Below are 18,464 nucleotides of genomic sequence, written 5' to 3'. Positions count from 1 at the left end.
GCGACCGGATATTTGATCCAAGGCCTTTAAACACATGGAAGCACCCCTGCTGCATCTCGCCCTGGTGGGCACGCCCAACAGCGGCAAGACCTCGCTGTTCAATGCGCTGACCGGCAGCCGGCAGAAGGTCGCGAACTATCCGGGCGTCACCGTCGAGCGCAAGGAAGGCTTCTTCGTCACGCCCCTGGGACGCCAGGTCTCGGTGGTCGACCTGCCCGGCACCTATTCGCTGCGCGGCCGCAGTCCGGACGAGGAGATCACCCGCGACTTCGTGCTCGGCAAGGCCTCCGGCGAGGCCACGCCCGACCTCGTGCTGTGCGTGGCGGATTCGACCAATCTGCGCCTGACCATCCGCCTGCTGCTCGAGCTCAAGCGCACCGGCCGGCCGATGATCCTCGTGCTCAACATGTTCGACATCGCGAGCCGCCGCGGCATCAGCGTCGACGTCGAGCGGCTCGCCAAGGAGCTCGGCGTGCCCGTGGTCACTTCGATCGCGGTGCGCAAGGGCGGCACGGCCGACCTCTTGAACCTGACCGACGAGATCTCGGCGAAGCTTGCAGCCGAGCCGCAGGAAAACACCTGGCGCGCACTCAGCGTCGCCGAGCTGCGCGCCACCCAGCGCGAGGCCGACCGGATCATCACCGACTGCGTCAGCCTGCCGAGCCGACCCGACACCTGGACCGCGCGGATCGACGCCGTGGTGCTGCACCCCGTCGGCGGGCTCGTGGTACTCGCGGCTATCCTGTTCGTGATGTTCCAGGCGGTGTTCGCCTGGGCGCAGCCGCTGATGGAGCTGCTCAACTCCGGTTTCGATGCGCTGGGCGAGTTCGTGCACGCGACGCTCCCCGCCGGCCTGTTGCAGAGCTTCCTTCAGAACGGCGTGATCTCCGGCGTCGGCAGCGTCATCGTGTTCCTGCCGCAGATCATCATCATCTTCCTGTTCATCCTGCTCTTGGAAGATTTCGGCTACATGGCGCGCGCCGCGTTCCTGATGGACCGCATCATGGGCGGCGCAGGCCTCCACGGCCGCGCCTTCATTCCGCTGCTGTCGAGCTTTGCCTGCGCCATTCCCGGCATCATGGCGACGCGCGTGATCGACAACAAACGCGACCGGCTGACCACGATCCTGATTGCGCCGCTGATGACCTGCTCGGCGCGCATCCCGGTCTACACGCTGATCATCTCCGCCTTCATTCCGGCCAAGGACGTCTGGGGCTTCATCAACCTCCAGGGCCTGGTGATGTTCGGCCTCTACGCCACCGGCATCGTCAGCGCGCTTGCCGTCTCGTTCCTGATCAAGTTCTTCATGCTGCGCGACTATGCGCCGGCGCCGTTCATGCTGGAGTTGCCGGACTACAAGATGCCACGCCTGAAATCGATCGCGATCGGCGTCACCACGCGGGCAAAAATGTTTCTGCACCGCGCTGGCACCACGATCTTCTCGATGATGGTGCTGATCTGGTTTCTGGCCTCGTTCCCGCAGCCGCCCGCGGGCGCGACCGAGCCCGCCATCGACTTCAGCTTAGCTGCGATCATCGGCAAGGCGATCGAACCGCTGCTCGCGCCCGTGGGCTTCAACTGGCAGATCGCGGTGGCGTTGATCCCGGGCATGGCGGCGCGCGAGGTCGCGGTCGCCGCACTCGGCACCGTCTATGCGATCGAGGGCGGCAAGGAAGCGGCCGAGCAGATCGGCCAGGTGCTGGCGACGAAATGGTCGCTCGCAACCGCGCTGTCGATGCTCGCCTGGTACATCTTCGCCCCGCAATGCGCCTCCACGCTCGCCGTGATCCGGCGCGAGACCGGCAGCTGGGTCTGGATGGCGACGACCTTCGGCTACATGCTGGTGCTGGCTTATGCGGCGAGCCTTGTGACGTACAACGTCGCGGTGGCGCTGGGGGCGGGGTAGCGTCCCCTCTCGAAACTAAAAAGTCGAAAACAACCCCATGCACAGTAGAAACGCGCTGCCGGCATGATGGCCGGTGGCTTCTGCGAAGCCATTGCCCCGTCAAGCAGAACATCCGTAGCCCGGATGGAGCGTAGCGAAATCCGGGTTCTCACATCGCGGAAAGACTTTCCCGGATTGCGCTGCGCTCCATCCGGGCTACGGCGCTGCGAGTGTTGTCCCGTCGGGCAAAACACCTGTACGATGCTATCATCAAGCCCGCAGTGCCTGTTCCAGCTTCAAATCATGACAGCGCAACTGTCGCTTTGACCTGAACGTCAAAAGCAAATGCCGTTTGCACTCGTGGTGTCCGAGCGTCATAGTTTCACCAACGCTGTCCGGATGTTTGAACCGGCTTCAAAAAAACCAAGCGGGAGACTGCGTCATGCAGGACGTCGAGACTCGGGTCATTGGCAAGGTGATGTGGCGGCTGATTCCGTTCCTGATCGTGTGCTACTTCGTGGCCTATCTCGACCGCGTCAATGTCGGCTTTGCCAAGTTGCACATGAACCAGGCGCTTGGTTTGAGTGAAGCAGCGTTCGGGCTGGGCGCCGGCTTGTTCTTCGTCGGATATTTCCTGTTTGAAGTGCCCTCAAATATCTTTCTGGAAAAAGTCGGCGCGCGCGTCTGGATCGCCCGCATCATGATCACGTGGGGGATCGTCTCGGCGGCTTTCGCATTTATCCCGTCGATATCGGCAGCAACGGGAATTCCGACGACGGGCGTTTTCTACTCGCTTCGTTTGCTGCTCGGTGCCTGCGAAGCGGGCTTCTTTCCCGGCATCATCTTCTATCTGACGCTCTGGTTCCCCGCGGTTTACCGCGCCCGGGTCATCAGCCTGTTCATGCTGGCGATCCCGATTTCGTCGATCATCGGCTCACCGATCTCCGGGATGCTGCTCGGCGTGACAGGTTGGGGGTTGGAAGGCTGGCAGTGGCTGTTCATTCTCGAAGCGTTGCCATCAGTCTTGGTGGGCATTGGCGTCCTGTTCTATCTGACCGACTTCCCGCGCCAGGCCCGCTGGCTGCAACAAGACGAGATTGCCTGGCTGGAGAACGTGCAGGCCACCGAGAAGCGCAACAAGGAGCGCGTGGAACATTTGTCCCTGGGACAGGCGCTCACCGATCCCCGCATTTTGGCGTGCGCTCTGGTGTACTTCTGCCTGAACGCTGCAAGCTACGGCGTGGCGTTCTTCCTGCCGACCATCATCAAGGGCTTCGGCGTCAGTGACACCCAGACCGGCTTGCTCGCGGCGCTACCCTTTGTTTTCGGGGCCGTGGGCATGGTGGTTCTTGGTCGTCATTCCGATCGGACCATGGAGCGAAAGGGTCACGTCGCCGCGGCGCTGTTGATGGCAGCGGTCGGGGTCGGATTGGCAGGTCTCGTTTCGAACTCCGTGCTCGTCATGGCCTTGCTTTGCTTCGCACAGATCGGCATCTCCGCGGTACCGCCGATGTTCTGGCCGCTGCCGGCGAGCTTTCTAACGGGAGCATCGGCCGCCGCCGGCATCGCCGCGATCAACTCGCTCGGAAATCTTTCCGGTTTCGCCGGTCCTTACGCGATGGGCTATCTGAAGGATCTGACCGGCAATTTTACCGCGGGTCTTCTCCTGCTGGCGGGTTGCGCGCTGGTCGGCGCAATCGTTGTCGTGATCCTGCGGATCGATGCGAGGCGCGAGCAATTGTCCGGTGACGTCGCAATGGCGCATTAGATGTCGGTGATCGTCGGAGCTCAACAGAGACCGCTCAACTCTCGAACAGCCCCTAAGACTTCTCGCGCGCTATAGGGCTTCGGGATGAACCGGCCGCCCGACGGCAGATTGACCTGGTCGACCCTGGCCATTCCCGACGTCGCGATGATCTTGACTGGCGGCCAACGGCCCCGAACGGCGGCAGCGAGCTTGAGGCCATCCATGGATCCCGGCATCTGCACGTCTGTAAATACAACAGTGATATCGGAGCGGTGCTCGAGAATGGCGATGGCTTCATCCGCGTTATTTGCTTCAATCGCTTCAAACCCGGCGGACCTGATCATATCGACCGCGTCCATGCGGATCAGGAACTCGTCCTCGACAATGAGAACAACTGGCAGTCCAGTAACTGAATTCACTGCATAAATGCCTCCTGACAGGCTAAGTATCCCTGTCGAGGATGGTTCCTCGCGTGTCGACCGCTCTCTGCATCCAGGACAGATGGACATCCGCGGCCGTCACGTGCACGGTACTCGACACAGTCGCCAAATTGGAGGTGTCGTTGAGAGCGGACTTGCACAGGGCCGAGGAGTTCCGTCTTGGTGCCCTCCTGCGTTATGGCATCCTCGACACCCCGCGAGAGGCCGATTTCGACGAGGTTGTGAATGTTGCGTCTGCGGTCTGCAATACGCCGATTTCCGTGATCAATCTGATCGACCAGGGCCGCCAATGGTTCAAGGCGGAGGTCGGGCTCGGTGTCCGCGAAACGCCGCTGGACAGTTCGATCTGCGCGCACGCGATTTTGCAGCCCGGCCTGTTTGTCGTGCCCGACACCACACTGGACCGCCGCTTCGCCGATAATCCCCTGGTCACGGGCGACCCGCATCTGCGGTTTTATGCGGGTGCGCTCCTGGAAACGCCCGAGGGCTTTCCGCTCGGCACCGTCTGCGTGCTCGATTACAAACCGCGTGAGCTTGACGACACCCAAAAGGCCTTCTTGCGGCTGATGGCCAATCAGGTGATGAAGCAACTCGAACTGCGCCGGATCAACGCCGCAGAACACGTCGCCAGAGTCCGAGCCGAGGAGATGGTCGCGGAAAAAGAGACGTTGATGCGCGAAGGCGATCATCGGCTCATGAATTCATTGCAACTTGTTCAATCGATCCTGGCGCTTCAAAGCCGCGGCGCATCGAGCGACGAAACGAAAGCGCAGCTGGACATGGCCAGCAATCGCGTGCTCGCGATTGCGACCGTCCACAAACAGCTGCACCTGACCGGCAGTCTGGAAAAAATCGAGATCGATACTTTCCTGCGCAGGCTCTGTGACAACCTCAAGCACACCGCACCCGCACAAATTACGGCGATCAATGTCAGCGCTGAGAATTCCAAGCTCCGGTCGGACGTAGCCAGCGGATTGGGTCTCCTGGTGGCCGAGCTGGCAACGAACAGTTTCAAGTACGCCTATTCGCCTGGTGAACATGGCCCTGTCGACGTGAGCTTCAAGACAACCGCAAACGGATGGACGCTGGAAGTGTCCGACCAGGGGCGTGGGCTTCCGCCGGGCTTTGACGTCGATCAGAGCAAGGGCTTTGGAATGCAGGTCGTGAAGGCGTTCGTGCGGCGTCTGAACGCGACGATGTCGGTCTCTTCCCGCCCCGGACGTACTGCGTTCGAGATATTCAGTACCGAAGACTGATAAGAGGACGAGATGGCGGAGCCGCGCGAAAATTTGACACGCCGGAAGCGGTTATCTGGCTCCATGGATCACTTCAGCACCGAGAGCTTGACCGCCGAGAGACTGCGCGAAGGTCACCTGGCAGACCTGGTCGCGCTCCATCTCGATCCCGAGGTCTCTCGCTATCTCGGCGGCGTGCGTTCGGCCGAAGTCACGAAGACCTATCTCGCCGTCAACATGGCCCATTGGGACCAGCATGGCTTCGGGCTCTGGGCGCTGAGAACGCGCGACGGGGCGTTCGCAGGCCGCGCGGGAATCCGGCACATCCTCGTGGATGGCATCGACGAGACCGAGATTGCCTACACGTTCAAGCGCAGTCTCTGGGGCCAGGGGCTTGCGAGCGAGATCGCCTTCGCAATAACTGACATCGGGTTATCGCAACTCGCACTGCCGTCCCTCATCGGCCTGGTGTTTGCTGAGAATGGCGCATCCCGCCGCGTGCTGGAGAAATCGAACTATGTGCTCGAGAAAAGCACGACGCATCACGGCGAAGACGCCGTGATTTACCGCATCCGGCGGTGAGTATAGTCCGGATCGTCCACTTCAGGTGCCGGGCCGACCAAGCCTAACCGGCACGTAAGGTCTGCGAATGACGCAAAGCAGACAAGGCGCTTTACGTGGCTGATGAGTTTTCCAATCCTCGCGGCCACGCGAGAACTCTGTCACCAGGCCCGCACATTCACTGACAAATCAGTACGGGGGTTTTCGCCTGCGTCAGCACCTTATTTGTCACGCTACCGATGAGAAACATGGAGAGTCCGCTGCGCCCATGGGATGACATAACGATGAGATCGCAACCTTTATTCTCGGCTGCTGCGATGATGGCTTGATGGGGTTGCCCGTTCTCCGCTTGGATCGGTTCGCACGAAACGCCAGCCTCCTTGGCCGCTTTTGCCGCGCGATCCAACGCGGTCGTGGCCTGTTCCTTGCGCAGCTCAGCATATGTTGCGACTGCTTCACGGAACCGCCCTGTTATTTCTGAAAACGGCTCCACAACGAAGATTACGGAGACCTTGGCTCCAAGGGATTTCGCCAGCGCCAACCCATGCGCCACTCCATGCTCCGCTAGCTCCGACCCATCTGTCGGAATGAGAATATGCCGGTACATGCTTCACCTCCCGCTTGTCTGAACGTATCGCTGCCTTCCGTATGTAAGCTGGGCCCGCATTTCGGATATAGGCTTGAGATAGATCAATCCCTCGGCCCAACGCCCCTCGACCCAGATGTCGGCATTGGCGCAAATCGAACGGGCGATGGCCCGCTGCGCTGTCCGGGAATGAGAGGCGGCCCAAGGCTCAGCCGGTGCGCAGCTGGACAACCGATCGTGGCAACGAAGCGAGAAACAACACGGCGCAAACGCACAGCAAGACGAGATCCTTGAACAGAAACTCGCCGGTCAAATTCCACGCCATTGGATCGGGCGAAAGGCTCCATTTGACGACCCCGGGCGTCGTGAAGAAGAACGACCACGTGATCGCGAAGGTCACCATGCCCATGAATGAACCGAGGGCGGACAAGACGGGGTTTAACGCGCCAGCCGCGAGCAACGCCGCAATCGCGAATTCAGAAACGCCGAGAAAATACGCCTCTCCCCTCAGGCCGAACACCGACAGCCAGGAGATGATCGGACTGTTGCTGATGAACTGGGCGATGCCCTGTGCCGACTGTAGTGTGAATTTCTGCATTCCAAACGATACGAATATGATCACCATGACCCAGCGGAGAATGGCGAGCGGACGATAGGAGCCGTCTCCATTCTCAGCAACGTTGAACCCTTCCATGTGACTCTCCCGGGACTGCACATCCATCAGCTTGCGGAAAATGCGTTCGCTGAAGGCTGTACGAAGGGGGGCTTCGATCGTTACCCGCATCCGGGGTTCCACTGATCACAGCTGCGTGCAATGCGCGCAACGGTCGAGACGCATGCATTTCGGATAGCCAACGCTAGTCGTCGTTCGGCCACGCTGCCATCGCCGCTTCGGCCGCACCTTTCAGTTCCGCCGGCGTGGCGCCATCCTTGGACTGGATGGCCATGCCCTGGAAGACGCTGAGATAGAACCGGCTCAGAGCTTCGATGTCCGTCGTGGCGGCCAATTCACCATTGGCGACCGCAGCCTCCAGCCGCGTGCGCAAACTGCCGAGCATGTCGAGCCGGACCTTCCTGATCTCGCGGGCGATTGGGGCCGGCCATTCGTCGCTGACGGCTGCCAGCACGGCCATACAGCCGGCCGGTGTCATCCGGGATTTTGGCAAGGTCTCGACCGCTGCGGCGAGCAGGTTCTCAATACCCTCGCGCGCGGTTGCGCCGTCCGCGAGCCTGTCCCAGACCGGCTGTCCATGAATCAGGACGTAATGCTTGATCGCCGCAAGGTAGAGCGCCTCCTTGCTCTCGAAGGCGGCATAGAGGCTCGGCGAGCGGACGCCCATGGCGTCGCACAGATCGTTCATCGAGGCGGCCGCAAAGCCCTTGCGCCAGAACAGCAGCATCGCGGCCTCCAGCGCCGCCTCACGATCAAATTCCCGTGGCCTTCCCGCCATGACGCCTCTTTCTGTAGCGATCAACACATAATTCACTTGACGCGGGCGATCAAGATCCCAGATATTCTGTGCCGATCATTACAGAATAGGAGAGTATGATGACACTGGCAGGAAAACGGGCCCTTGTGACGGGCGCAAGCAGAGGTATCGGTGCGGCCATCGCAAAGGCCCTCGCCGCGGAAGGCGCCGATGTTGCAATCACTTATGAAAAGTCCGCAGACAGCGCCGCCAAGGTCGTCGATGCGATCAAGGCGACGGGGCGGAAGGCCGTGGCGATCCAGGCCGACAGCGCGGACGTCGCCGCCGTTCAGGCCTCGATCGACAAGACCGTCGCCGCATTGGGCGGGCTTGATATCCTGGTCAACAACGCCGGAATTCTTCGCCTTGGCGGCCTCAGCGACATCTCGCTCGCCGATATCGACGCGCTCCTGAACGTCAACGTCCGCTCCCCGATCATCGCGAGCAAGGCCGCGCTGCCCCACCTTGGCAAGGGCGGTCGCATCATCACCATCGGCAGCTATTTTGCCGATCGTGTGCCTGCGCCGGTGCTCGGCGTGTACGCGGCGTCGAAGTCGGCGCTGATCGCTTTCAACAAGGCCTTGGCCCGGGAGCTCGGCCCCAAGGACATCACGGTCAACCTCGTACAGCCGGGCTCGATCGATACCGACATGAACCCGGCCCACGGCCCGACCGCGGATACACTGAAGCAGTTCATGGCACTCGGCCGGTATGGTGCGGCTGAGGACATCGCCAACGCCGTGGCGTTCCTGGCGAGCGCGAAAGCCAAGTACATCACCGGCTCGGCATTAACCGTCGACGGCGGCGCGAACGCGTAGGCGTCAAAGGAGTAACGGCCGGGTCGTGGTTCGGCCCGGCCGGTTCTCTGCGACGGCAACTGTCATATCCCGCCCAAACCATCTGATCTGGGCTGACGGCCATGACGATGCTATGCTTCGGACATGCCTGGAAGCCGCTCCGTACTGCTTGATCTCGACGGAACGCTGATCGATTCCCGGCCCGGCATTGCCGCAAGCACCCTCGCGGCTCTGCGCGCGCTGGGACACAGCCCTGACGAGGCGTTCGACATAACCCCCTTCATCGGGCCGCCGCTCGAGGACGTGTTGCGCGTCTTGCTCCGGACATATGACGACGACCGCCTCGACGAGGCCGTGTCGGCGTATCGTCAGCACTACGGCGACAGCGGTTACCTCGGAAGTGAACTTTATCCCGGAATTGGCGAGGCGCTCGAAGACATGCGGCAGGCAGGCTTGCGTATCTACATGGCCACATCGAAGCGAGAAGTCTTTGCCCGGCGGATCGCCGAGCATTTGAACCTGGCAGGATATTTCGACGGCATCTACGGCTCGGTGCCCGGCGGCGCGCTGAATCACAAGCCTGAACTGCTCGCGCACGTCCTGTCCGAACGGAACCTGATTGCGTCCGAAGCCCTCATGGTCGGCGACCGCCGGCATGACATCGTCGGCGCTCACGCGGTCAGGATGCGCGGGCTTGGCGTGCTCTGGGGATATGGCAGCCGGGACGAACTTGAAACGGCCGGCGCGGATCATCTGGTGGAACGCACCGCTGATCTCGCGCGCACGGTTCTGTCGATGCTGGGCAGGTAATTTCCGATTCGAGCGGCGAAAAATTCGCGCGAATCTGCAAAAATTCGCACTCGAATTTGAATGGCTTTCCCGTAATTGGCTGTCTATGGTTGGCCCATGTCGCGCCTCGTATGTCTGTTTGTTGCTGTCATTCTGTCGCTGCTGCCGGTCGTCGCGCCTGCTGCGCCGGTCTCAAAAAAGCCCAAGCCAAGCTGGCACGGCTACGGCTTTCTGCCGGGCTATCGTCAGCCGCTGAGCAACAGCCAGCCGCTCTACGCGCAGAAAAACGGGCTGCGGCGCTACGCGCGCGAAAACCAGCGCCAATGGTATATCGACCCGGTCCCCTACTATTACCGCTATAACGGCGACTGGCACTATTTCGGCCGGCCCGGCTTTGCCGGCCCACGTTACAATGGCGGCAGCTTCGGGCCGTGCTGGACGCGGACGCCGATCGGCGCGGTCTGGAATTGCGGCTGAGCCGTCGCGTCGGTCGCGCTTCAATCGGAAACCATCACCCTCAGGGCCGCGCCGTCATTCGGAACAAAACGTTCCGAACACGCGATCCCACATGCTGGTGACCACTCCGAAATTGCACGGCGTCTTGCCATAATGATGGCGCGCATGACGGCGCTTCAATCGCCAGAGATAGCCGCCCCGCTTCGTCGGATGGTGATGAACGATGTGGTGAAGCAAGCTGAAATAGATGTAGCCCAGCATCAACCCCGCCGTAACCGCGCAGGCGGTCGCAAGACCGGTCAAGAGCCAGACCGGCAGCAGCGACCCGCACAAGATCGACCCCAGGCTCAGCCAAAGCGGCGAACCGACCAGCGCACGCGGATCGGAATGGTGCATGTCGTGCAAGGCTGCAAGATAGGCGGGACCATGCAGTGCGAACCTGTGAATGAGGTACTCAGCCAGGGTCCAGAGCGCCAGCCCGCAAGCGAAACCGATGGCCGCCCCGTCCCAGCCGAGGGGCTCTTTCAGCAACATTGCGGCTGCCACCAGTGCAACGCTTGCCAGGGGATAGAACGCAAAATCGGCAAAGTACAAAAACTTTTTCACTCGCATGGGTTTGCGCATGGGCTTGTCTTGCTCAAACGATCCATGGCCGCCCTTGCTTCGAAAATCTCCGGCAAATCCTGTGCGTTGGCGAACTTTCCGACCACGGGACTGAGCACCGTCCACGCCTGCTCGCCCGTTCCGCTCGCGAGATACAGTCTGGCCAGCGAGAGCGCGGCGCGCAGCTCGAACGTCGCGGCCTGCTGCCGTCGCGCGGTCTCAAGGGCCTGCGTGAAGGCGGTCTCGGCCGCGACAATATCGCTCGGGTCCTTGCGCAGCAGCAGCTCGCCACGCCGCCGGTGGATTTCCGTGGTGAACCACTCTTGTCCGGTCCGCTCGACCTCGACGAGCTGTTCGTCGAGAATCGCGAGCGCCTCGTCGAACTGTCCCTGGCCGGCCTTTGCTTCCGCAAGCAGCGTCCAGGTCAAGGGCACGTAGAGCCCGGTCGCCATCTTCCCGACCAGCGGCAGCGCGATCGAGTCCTGCATTTCCTGGAGCCCCGACTCCCGCTCGCCGGAATGACAATGGATCCAGCCGTTCCAGAACTTGCTCGCCCGGGTGTAGAGCAAGAGCCCGTGCTCGCGACTAAGCTCGATGACGGCATCGACATGCGGCCTGGCGCGCTCGGGATTGCCGCGCACCGCCTCGAGCACGATCTTGTGGAAATGCGCGTAGACCATCGTCGCGACATGGCCGCTGTCGGCGGCGCGGCGGATCGCCTCCTGCGCCAGCTGCTCGGCGCGATCCACTTCGCCGAGTGGCCACAGCACCAGCGCGAGGTAGATCGCCGCCGCGATCCCGTAATCGTGGCCGTACAGGAATGCCAGATTGCGATCGTGCTCGTAGCGATAGATGGTGAGCGCTTGCTCGAGATGCTGCTTGGCATCGACGAGATTGCCCTCGAACCAGCGGGTCATGCCGCAGACGCGATGGGCGATCCCCGCCTCCGGCGAGTCGGGCCGGTCGGCGGTATCATGCAGGAAGGCTTGTGCCAGCTCCTGCATGGCGCCGAGCTCGCTGCGAACCAGGCTCCCGACCCACAGGCCGTAAGTGGCGGCGAACCGTTCGGGCGCACCCTTGAGCCGGGATGCAAGCTCGCGCGCCCGTGCGAAAGCAACTGACGTTTCCGGCGCGCCATAGCCGCGGGTCGCGATCAGCGCGTTGCCATAGGCGATCTGCAATTGCAGCCGGCGGCCCTGCCCGGCAGGGCCCTCGCTCAGCCCCTCCGCGAGACCGATGGCCTTGGTCAGATGCGCGATCGCCTCGTGATAGGCCGAGCTGCGCAGCGCGCGGTCGCCCGCCTTGCCCCACCATTCCACGGCGTCCTCGACGAGGCCCGCTTGCGTGAAGTGATGTGCGGCGATTTCGGGCGCAGCAGCGGCCGCTTCCGGAAATTTCTCCTGAAGCGCTGCGGCGATCCGCTCATGCAACCTGCGCCGGCTGCTCTTGAGCAGGCTCTCGTAGGCGGTGTCCTGCACCAGAGCGTGCTTGAAAGAATAGACACCCTCGGGCGCGGACTTGCTGCGGAATATCAATTCGGCGCGTTCGAGCTGGGCGAGCAGGGCATCGAGCTCGGAATCATCCTTGTCCGCGATGGCGCGCAGCAGCTCATCGGAGAATTCGCGGCCGATGACGGCGCTGATCTGCGCGACTTCCTTTGCCGGCCCGAGCCGATCGAGCCGCGCCATCAGCGAATCCTGGAGTGTCGAGGGGATCGAGACGCGCGGCAGGCTGGCGCCGATCCTGTAGCGGCCGCCCGCCTCCTTTTCGAGGATTCCCATCTCGAGCACGGTCCGCGTCAGCTCCTCGACGAACAGCGGGATGCCATCGGTCCGCGCCGCGATCTGCGTCACAAGCTCGGACGGGACCGCGCGGCTTCCGATCACCTCAGCGATCATGCGTTCGACGTCGGTCTCCTTGAGCCGTCCGAGCTCCAGCGTCGTCAAATTCGCCGGCCCCATCCATCGCAGGGTGAATTCGTCGCGAAACGTCAGGACGAGCAGGACGCGAAGCTGGTCGGCAAGCTTGACCGCGAGCTCGAGCAGCTCGAGCGAGGTGGCATCCGCCCAATGCAGATCCTCGACGATGCAGAACACCGGGGCCTCGGTGCTCAGACGCTGCAAACGCTGGATCAGCGCCGCCAGCGTGTTGCGTCGCAGCTGTTGCGGCGTCCATGCGAGCGGCGGATAGCGTCCGTCGGTGGGAATCGACAGCAGATCTGCGAACAACGGCACCAGCGTTGGCGTCCTCGGATCGGTGCGACCCAGCAGCGCTTCGAGTTTGCGCAGCCGATGCTCATTGGTATCGCCGGCGCCGAGCTTCGCAGCCCTCTGCAACTGCGTGATGACAGGATAAAGCGCGCTGGCGCGATGATGCGGCGAGCATTGATAGCGCAATCGAATGTGCGGCTCGGCGACGACGCGCTCATTGAAGAAATGCGCCGCAAGCCGCGACTTGCCGATCCCGGGTTCGCCGGAAATCAGGACGACCTGGCCCTGGCCGCGCCAGGCCCGCTGCTTGCACTCGGCCAGCCGGTCGAGCTCGTGTTCGCGGCCGACGAACCCGACGAGACCCCCGGAACGGTGGGCCTCGAAGCGGCTCGCGTGCGGCGACGGACTGTCCACGGCCCAGACTTCGACGGGCTCGCTGAAACCCTTAATCGCGCGCGTTCCGAGCTCGCGCAGCTGGAACAGGTTTCCGAGCAGCCGACGCGTCGAGGACGCGATGATGACAGTGCCGGGATCGGCGAAGGCCTGCATGCGCGCCGCGAGGTTGGGCGTCTCGCCGATCACCTCGAGCCGGCTCGAAGCGCCCTTTGCGATGAGATCGCCGACGACGACAAGCCCGGTCGCAATCCCGATGCGAACCTCCAGCCGCTCGCCCGGCTGCATCTTGACGGCCTGGACGGCGGCGATCGTTTCGAGCCCGGCGTGGACCGCGCGCTCGGCATCGTCCTCATGCGCAGAGGGATAGCCGAAATACGACAGGATTCCGTCGCCGACCAATCGCGAGACGATGCCGTCATAGTGCACGATGACCGCGGTCGCGGCCTCGCGATAGGCTTGCAGTATCTCGCGCATCTCCTCGGGATCGAAGCGATGTGACAACGCGGTCGAGCCGACCAGATCGCAGAACATGATCGTGAGCTGACGGCGCTCGGCGCCGGTGTCGACCTTCGGTGCGGCAAGACGCGGCTTCGGAACATCCAGTTCGGCGATCGAACGCAGCAGCTTGCGCCGATGCCCGAGCACGACACCCATGCTCGCGAGATCGCGATCCGTAATCTCCGAAAGAATGTCGAAATCAATGCCGTGGTCGGAAAAGGACTTCAGGTATTGAGGGAGGCCGACCTTCTCCAACCAGGCAGCAACCTGCCCAGTCATTACGCGGTCCAGCATTATCTGTACTAAACCTAAAGTATATCTTCCCTCGGAATGAAGTCAAATGTGGCAGGTAAGCGTCGCCATTGTTGACGCAACCTGACCCGTAGCCCATCCTTTGCGGTGGAAGCGTTCCCCATTTTCGCGTGAGAGTATTCGCTCGTGAAGCAGGATATGTATCCAGCAGGGACAAACCCCGTTCACTCGGCCGTCGTGAAACTGTTCTATTCGCGCGCCGCCCGCCACCTCTTCACCAACGCCTGGTACTCCCTGCTGAGCAACCTCGACAGGGGCGCCGCCATCAGATTCCTCAACTACGGCTACGCCTCGCCGGACGGCGAGCAGGTTGCGCTGCAAGCCGTGGACGAGCCTGATCGCTATGCGATCCAGCTCTACCATCACGTGGTGTCGGGCACCGCGATCGCAGGGAAGGACGTGCTGGAAGTCGGCAGCGGCCGCGGCGGCGGCGCGTCCTATGTCGCGCGATATCTCCACCCGCGCAGCTATACCGGGCTCGACATCTGTAAACCGGCGATCCGGTTCAGCAAGGCCCGCTATGCCGACCAGGACAATCTCGCATTTCGCGTCGGGGATGCGCTCAGCCTCCCATTCGCGAACGACAGCTTCGATGTCGTGATCAATGTCGAGAGTGCGCAGCACTATGGCGACATGGGGCGATTCCTCGACGAGGTCCACCGCGTGCTCCGGCCCGGTGGCGACTTCCTGATGGCGTGCTTCGAGGACCCGTCAAAGGACGTGTTTCCGCGCGAGTGCCTGGCCCGGTCGCGCTTGCGTCTCGTCAAGGAGGACGACATCACGGCCAATGTGGCGCGCGCGCTGGAGCTCGACGGCGCGCGGCGGACCGCGCTCGCAGTCGAGATCGTGCCGCGGCCGCTGCTCGGGCTGTCGCACGAGTTCGCGGGCATTCCAGGCACGCAGCTCCATGCGTCCTTCGCGAACGGCGAATGCCCCTATTATTGCTTCACCTGCCGCAAGGACTGAGCGACTATCTCATAGCGTCTTGAGATACTCGATCAACGCCTTCCGATCGTCCTCGGTCAGGTCCGTTCCGTAGATGTGGCCGGCATTCGAGTTGCCGCGCACAGTGGTGTCGAATTTGAACGCGCCAGGGGTCTCGCTTGCCATCGCGTAGCCGACGTTCACCGGGTCGAATTCCCAATTGCCGACAAAAAACGTCTTGGGCCGCTGCTCCGGCGGAAGCAGGAGATCATGAAGCGATGGAACGGAGCCGTTGTGCAGATAGGGCGCCGTCGCCCAGATGCCGTTGAGCGGCCTTGCGCGATATTGAAGTAGACCGCGGTATTCATTTGGACGTCCGCAATTGATCGCGGCGGCAGCGGCTGCGTTGTCCTTGGATTTGGCGATCCATTGGTCGGCGACATTGCCCGTGACGATCTTGGCGGCCTCGTAGTTGGCGATATCGTCCGGGCCGCCGATCTGCGACAGTGTGATCCTGCGGTTCGCGAATGTTGTCGCTTGCGCGGGATCGGTCCCGATATCCTTGAGATCGGACATCCGGACCTGGATCTCGTCGCACGCCCCGGGAGCGGCTACGGCGGGAGCCGGATCGTGGCAGTTCGCGCACGCCTTCGCGTACACCCCCTGCCCGAGCGCGGCTAGTTTCAGGTCAGGCGCCCCGAAGATCTTGTCCGGCCAGCGCGGCGAGCGCAGATCCATCAGCGCCCGCTGTCCCCAGACCACATTCTCCATCTGGACTGCATGCGTCACGTCGGCCGTGATCATCGTGGCGTCATGCTTCATCGGCGCCTGGACGCCAAGCGCTTCGATCAGATTGCGCGTGAACGGCTGCCGGATCGAGCCGTTGTACAGCACCCAGCTGAACCGCGGCGTATCCCACAGCGGCGGATATCTCACCGGCGCGGTCCGCGGCGCATAATTCCTGGCCTCGTTGATCGGATAGGCAAGCAGCTGGTTCAGCCCTTCCCCGTGCGCGTCCAATCTGCCGGCCCCCGCAGGCGTCTCGGGGTTCTGCGGATCCGGCGGAAACGATGGGAGTGCAGCAAAGCATCCCAACCCCGCCCCCACCACGGGGGGCGGAAGCTTCACGCGTGCCATGAAGCGCCCGAGGACTTGCTGGTCCGAGAGCGCTTTGAGAGCACCGAAGAGTTGAGTGGTCAGGCCGCCGATGTCGATATGGGACGGTCCGCCCTCGATGCGGATCTGCTGGCCGCGATAGCTCACCTGGCCGGTGTGACAGCCGGCGCAGCCCAGGCCGAGCCAGTTGCCCTTCCAGCATTTGTGCTTGCCGTCAGGAAAGTCGACCGGCGTTTTGTAAAGCCCGGCGGGAAGGCCGTCCGGGTTATCAGTCGCGCGCGCAGGCTCGGCGAGGAAGCCGAGCCGCTGCAAATTCTCGGGCGCGCTGATCAGTGCGGTTTGCCCTGACGGCTGGCCCGGCTGTTCGAGCGCCAAAAACCATTCATAGGGGAAGATCGCCGTCCCCTGCGAGATGAAGTGAAAGCGATCGGCGGTGTCGGCACTCCAGCCCTGTTGCAGATGCACGGGATTGTCCGGCGTAGTCTTGTCTTCGGCCGCCGCGAAAAGGAAAACAGCGAGAAGGGCGGCGATGGCAATCAATGGTACGCGCACATCAAATTTCATGTTCGGCTCCAAATACAGTGAAGCTCTCAAGAATGACGTCCAACCGGTCCAATGCACCGCGATCAATCAATCAAAGCGGGTTGGGTCCGGCATCAGCAAACAATTGCGTCAAAGCCTTCGCTGCCTGGCAATCAGCGATCGTGCGCCACCGATGGAGCTGCGCGCAGCACCGGAGGCATTCCAGTTATTTTTGTATCAATGACAATGGCGGTCAGCATTTGGGCGCGCGCGAAAAGCGGCGCGCCCCTGTTCGCTCGCGCGAAACCATCAGCAAGGAAGACACGCCGCTCCATAGCGACCGCTCCAGACCCCATTACATGCCGGCGCCTTCGACGCCTGCAAGTAGAGGCTACATCATGTCACACATGAGCGCAAAGATAGAGATGGGTCCGCGGTCGGCCCTTTTTTCCGAGGACGTTGCGAACGTCTACCTGAAATACCCCAGCACGAGATCGAGATCCGCACCACCGGCGACGGTGCCGTTCAGCTCGGCATCGATGACGCGGCGGCAGGCTTCGATCGCGGCGTGGTCGCCGAGATCGTTGGCGGCTTCCAGCACCAGCCATGCGGCGTCGACGGACGCCTTGTCCGGAGCCGATCCGCCCGGCTCGGCGTTGAGGCTCTTGGTCTTGCGAACTGCGGTGCCGAATTGAGGCAACATTGCAAATACTCCCCTGCCAATTCCCGAATGAGGCTCAGTGCACCTGAAGCTCGGGCTGACGACCCTGGGCGGGATCGGCGCCGGCGCTGTTCTTGCGCGACTGGTAGAACTTCAAGACGCTGCGCGAGGTCTCGATCTTGAGCCGGCCGAAAGCGCGCTCGTTGTCGTGGAGCTCGCGCGCCGTGATCAGATGGTCCTTGGCGCCGAGGAACAACAGCGACATGGTCGTGTCCCAGGAGAAATCGAGCGCTTTGCACAGCACCAGAAGGATCTCGCGGTTGCGGTCCATCATCGCGCGCTCGATCACGTCGACCGGCAGCGCCGACAGCAGCGACAGGCCGATCTGGACCTCGTCGAGACGATGCTGGCGTGCATAGTTCGAGATCGAATCCTGGTTGAGGTTGCCCTGCCGGTACTGCGTCGTCACCACGCGCTTAGCGACGAAATAGCTGCGCGAGGACGGTCCGAACTTGGACTGGAGATCGCCGGTAACATCGCTGACCGAGCTCTGGATCTGCGCCATCATCTCCGGGCGCTCGCTCTCGAGCCGACGGCGAACGTCCTCCGACGCTTTCGAGATGAGCTGCTGGAAGATGTGCCGCGGCACATCCTTGCGCAGGCCGAGCTGCTCGGCGAGGATCGAGTCACCCTCGGCGCGCCGAACCATGTGCAGCAGGCCCGAACCGGAGAAACGCGCGCCTTCGTTCTTGGCGACAGAGGTCACGACCTCCTGGTCGCCGCGCTTGACCAGCACGTCGGTCACGGCCTCGCCGATGATTTTGCGTTGGGCAATCGCGAGCAGATGCGACTGGCCCTTGGTCATGGCGCTTTCGACAAGCATCTTCTCGTCGAGACGCTCGGAGTCGCGCAGCACCGGGCCGGCGACCGCAATCTCGTCGTCGAGGGCAAGTTGCGCGACGACATTGAGCGGGGCGTGATCGCAGGCTGCCATGAGCTCCGAAAGCTGCACGCGCGCCACGACCTCGATCTCCTCCGAAAGCCGGCCGATGACCTCGCCGAACATGCTGATCTCATCGTCGACATAGCGACCGGTGATCAAAAGGTCGGTCGCATGCCACAATGCCCGCGTCCGGCTTTCGTCGGTGCCGCGTGCGATCGCATCGTCCAGATCCTGTAGAAGCGATTTCGCCCCGTTCATCTCGATCACCCCAGTTCTTGGCGAGTCGTCCTGCCTCTGTCGGCAGGACGCCGAAT

Annotated in this window: 17 protein-coding genes; 8 read left to right on the top strand and 9 right to left on the bottom strand. The window is 62.4% G+C overall.

Annotated elements, in window-relative coordinates; all coding sequences use genetic code 11:
• The first annotated feature begins 34 nt into the window (after positions 1-34).
• Together feoB and UB31_RS20665 are read left to right on the top strand one after the other, a co-directional pair.
• The gene (gene feoB, locus UB31_RS20670) at positions 35-1,906 is read left to right on the top strand and encodes a ferrous iron transporter B (RefSeq protein WP_045012214.1); all 1,872 of its coding nucleotides are present in this window, start codon (positions 35-37) and stop codon (positions 1,904-1,906) included.
• Positions 1,907-2,327: 421 nt separating this feature from the next.
• Positions 2,328-3,653: an MFS transporter gene (locus UB31_RS20665; protein WP_045012213.1), complete on the top strand. Its 1,326-nt coding sequence runs from the start codon at positions 2,328-2,330 to the stop codon at positions 3,651-3,653.
• 20 nt (positions 3,654-3,673) lie between these two features.
• On the opposite strand, the gene UB31_RS20660 is transcribed toward UB31_RS20665, so the two are convergent.
• Positions 3,674-4,051, bottom strand: a complete 378-nt coding sequence (locus UB31_RS20660; protein WP_283806092.1) for a response regulator — start codon at positions 4,049-4,051, stop codon at positions 3,674-3,676.
• Positions 4,052-4,206: 155 nt separating this feature from the next.
• Between UB31_RS20660 and UB31_RS20655 the strand changes: the two genes are divergently transcribed.
• Entirely contained in the window at positions 4,207-5,328 is a 1,122-nt protein-coding gene (locus UB31_RS20655) for a sensor histidine kinase (RefSeq protein WP_245306032.1), read from the top strand.
• Between the two features lie 63 nt (positions 5,329-5,391).
• Positions 5,392-5,889: a GNAT family N-acetyltransferase gene (locus tag UB31_RS20650; protein ID WP_045012212.1), complete on the top strand. Its 498-nt coding sequence runs from the start codon at positions 5,392-5,394 to the stop codon at positions 5,887-5,889.
• Between the two features lie 157 nt (positions 5,890-6,046).
• Here UB31_RS20650 and UB31_RS20645 read toward each other — a convergent pair whose 3' ends face one another.
• The 3 genes from UB31_RS20645 to UB31_RS20635 form a co-directional block, all read right to left on the bottom strand.
• Positions 6,047-6,475, bottom strand: a complete 429-nt coding sequence (locus UB31_RS20645; protein ID WP_045012211.1) for a universal stress protein — start codon at positions 6,473-6,475, stop codon at positions 6,047-6,049.
• A gap of 187 nt (positions 6,476-6,662) precedes the next feature.
• The gene (locus tag UB31_RS20640; protein WP_045012260.1) at positions 6,663-7,148 is read right to left on the bottom strand and encodes a DUF417 family protein; all 486 of its coding nucleotides are present in this window, start codon (positions 7,146-7,148) and stop codon (positions 6,663-6,665) included.
• A 163-nt stretch (positions 7,149-7,311) separates the two neighbouring features.
• The gene (locus tag UB31_RS20635; RefSeq protein WP_045012210.1) at positions 7,312-7,905 is read right to left on the bottom strand and encodes a TetR/AcrR family transcriptional regulator; all 594 of its coding nucleotides are present in this window, start codon (positions 7,903-7,905) and stop codon (positions 7,312-7,314) included.
• Between the two features lie 95 nt (positions 7,906-8,000).
• Here UB31_RS20635 and UB31_RS20630 point away from each other — a divergent pair, with 95 nt between their 5' ends.
• From UB31_RS20630 to UB31_RS20620, 3 genes are all read left to right on the top strand, one after another.
• The gene (locus tag UB31_RS20630) at positions 8,001-8,741 is read left to right on the top strand and encodes a 3-oxoacyl-ACP reductase family protein (RefSeq protein ID WP_045006195.1); all 741 of its coding nucleotides are present in this window, start codon (positions 8,001-8,003) and stop codon (positions 8,739-8,741) included.
• A gap of 123 nt (positions 8,742-8,864) precedes the next feature.
• Complete coding sequence (locus UB31_RS20625) at positions 8,865-9,530, top strand: HAD hydrolase-like protein (protein WP_045012209.1); 666 nt, start codon at positions 8,865-8,867, stop codon at positions 9,528-9,530.
• Positions 9,531-9,626: 96 nt separating this feature from the next.
• Positions 9,627-9,986 (top strand): hypothetical protein, encoded by a 360-nt coding sequence (locus UB31_RS20620; protein ID WP_045006193.1) that lies wholly within the window; start codon positions 9,627-9,629, stop codon positions 9,984-9,986.
• 54 nt (positions 9,987-10,040) lie between these two features.
• On the opposite strand, the gene UB31_RS20615 is transcribed toward UB31_RS20620, so the two are convergent.
• Both UB31_RS20615 and UB31_RS20610 read right to left on the bottom strand, forming a co-directional pair.
• On the bottom strand, positions 10,041-10,589 hold the full coding sequence (locus UB31_RS20615) for a sterol desaturase family protein (RefSeq protein WP_245306031.1): 549 nt from the start codon (positions 10,587-10,589) through the stop codon (positions 10,041-10,043).
• Positions 10,568-13,951, bottom strand: a complete 3,384-nt coding sequence (locus UB31_RS20610) for an AAA family ATPase (protein WP_045012259.1) — start codon at positions 13,949-13,951, stop codon at positions 10,568-10,570. The genes UB31_RS20615 and UB31_RS20610 overlap by 22 nt, the downstream gene beginning before the upstream one ends.
• A 159-nt stretch (positions 13,952-14,110) precedes the next feature.
• On the opposite strand from UB31_RS20610, the gene UB31_RS20605 reads away from it, so the two are divergent.
• Positions 14,111-14,950 (top strand): class I SAM-dependent methyltransferase, encoded by an 840-nt coding sequence (locus UB31_RS20605; RefSeq protein ID WP_156175470.1) that lies wholly within the window; start codon positions 14,111-14,113, stop codon positions 14,948-14,950.
• A gap of 9 nt (positions 14,951-14,959) precedes the next feature.
• On the opposite strand, the gene UB31_RS20600 is transcribed toward UB31_RS20605, so the two are convergent.
• From UB31_RS20600 to UB31_RS20585, 3 genes are all read right to left on the bottom strand, one after another.
• Positions 14,960-16,588: a di-heme-cytochrome C peroxidase gene (locus UB31_RS20600; protein WP_045012206.1), complete on the bottom strand. Its 1,629-nt coding sequence runs from the start codon at positions 16,586-16,588 to the stop codon at positions 14,960-14,962.
• Between the two features lie 427 nt (positions 16,589-17,015).
• Positions 17,016-17,249 (bottom strand): hypothetical protein, encoded by a 234-nt coding sequence (locus UB31_RS20590; RefSeq protein WP_045006188.1) that lies wholly within the window; start codon positions 17,247-17,249, stop codon positions 17,016-17,018.
• Between the two features lie 34 nt (positions 17,250-17,283).
• Positions 17,284-18,408 (bottom strand): DUF2336 domain-containing protein, encoded by a 1,125-nt coding sequence (locus tag UB31_RS20585; RefSeq protein WP_045012258.1) that lies wholly within the window; start codon positions 18,406-18,408, stop codon positions 17,284-17,286.
• Positions 18,409-18,464: the final 56 nt, after the last annotated feature.

This window comes from Bradyrhizobium sp. LTSP849 (assembly GCF_000938255.1).
In the GTDB taxonomy this organism is placed as follows: Bacteria; Pseudomonadota; Alphaproteobacteria; order Rhizobiales; family Xanthobacteraceae; genus Bradyrhizobium.
This window is presented reverse-complemented; position numbering and strand designations above follow the sequence as displayed.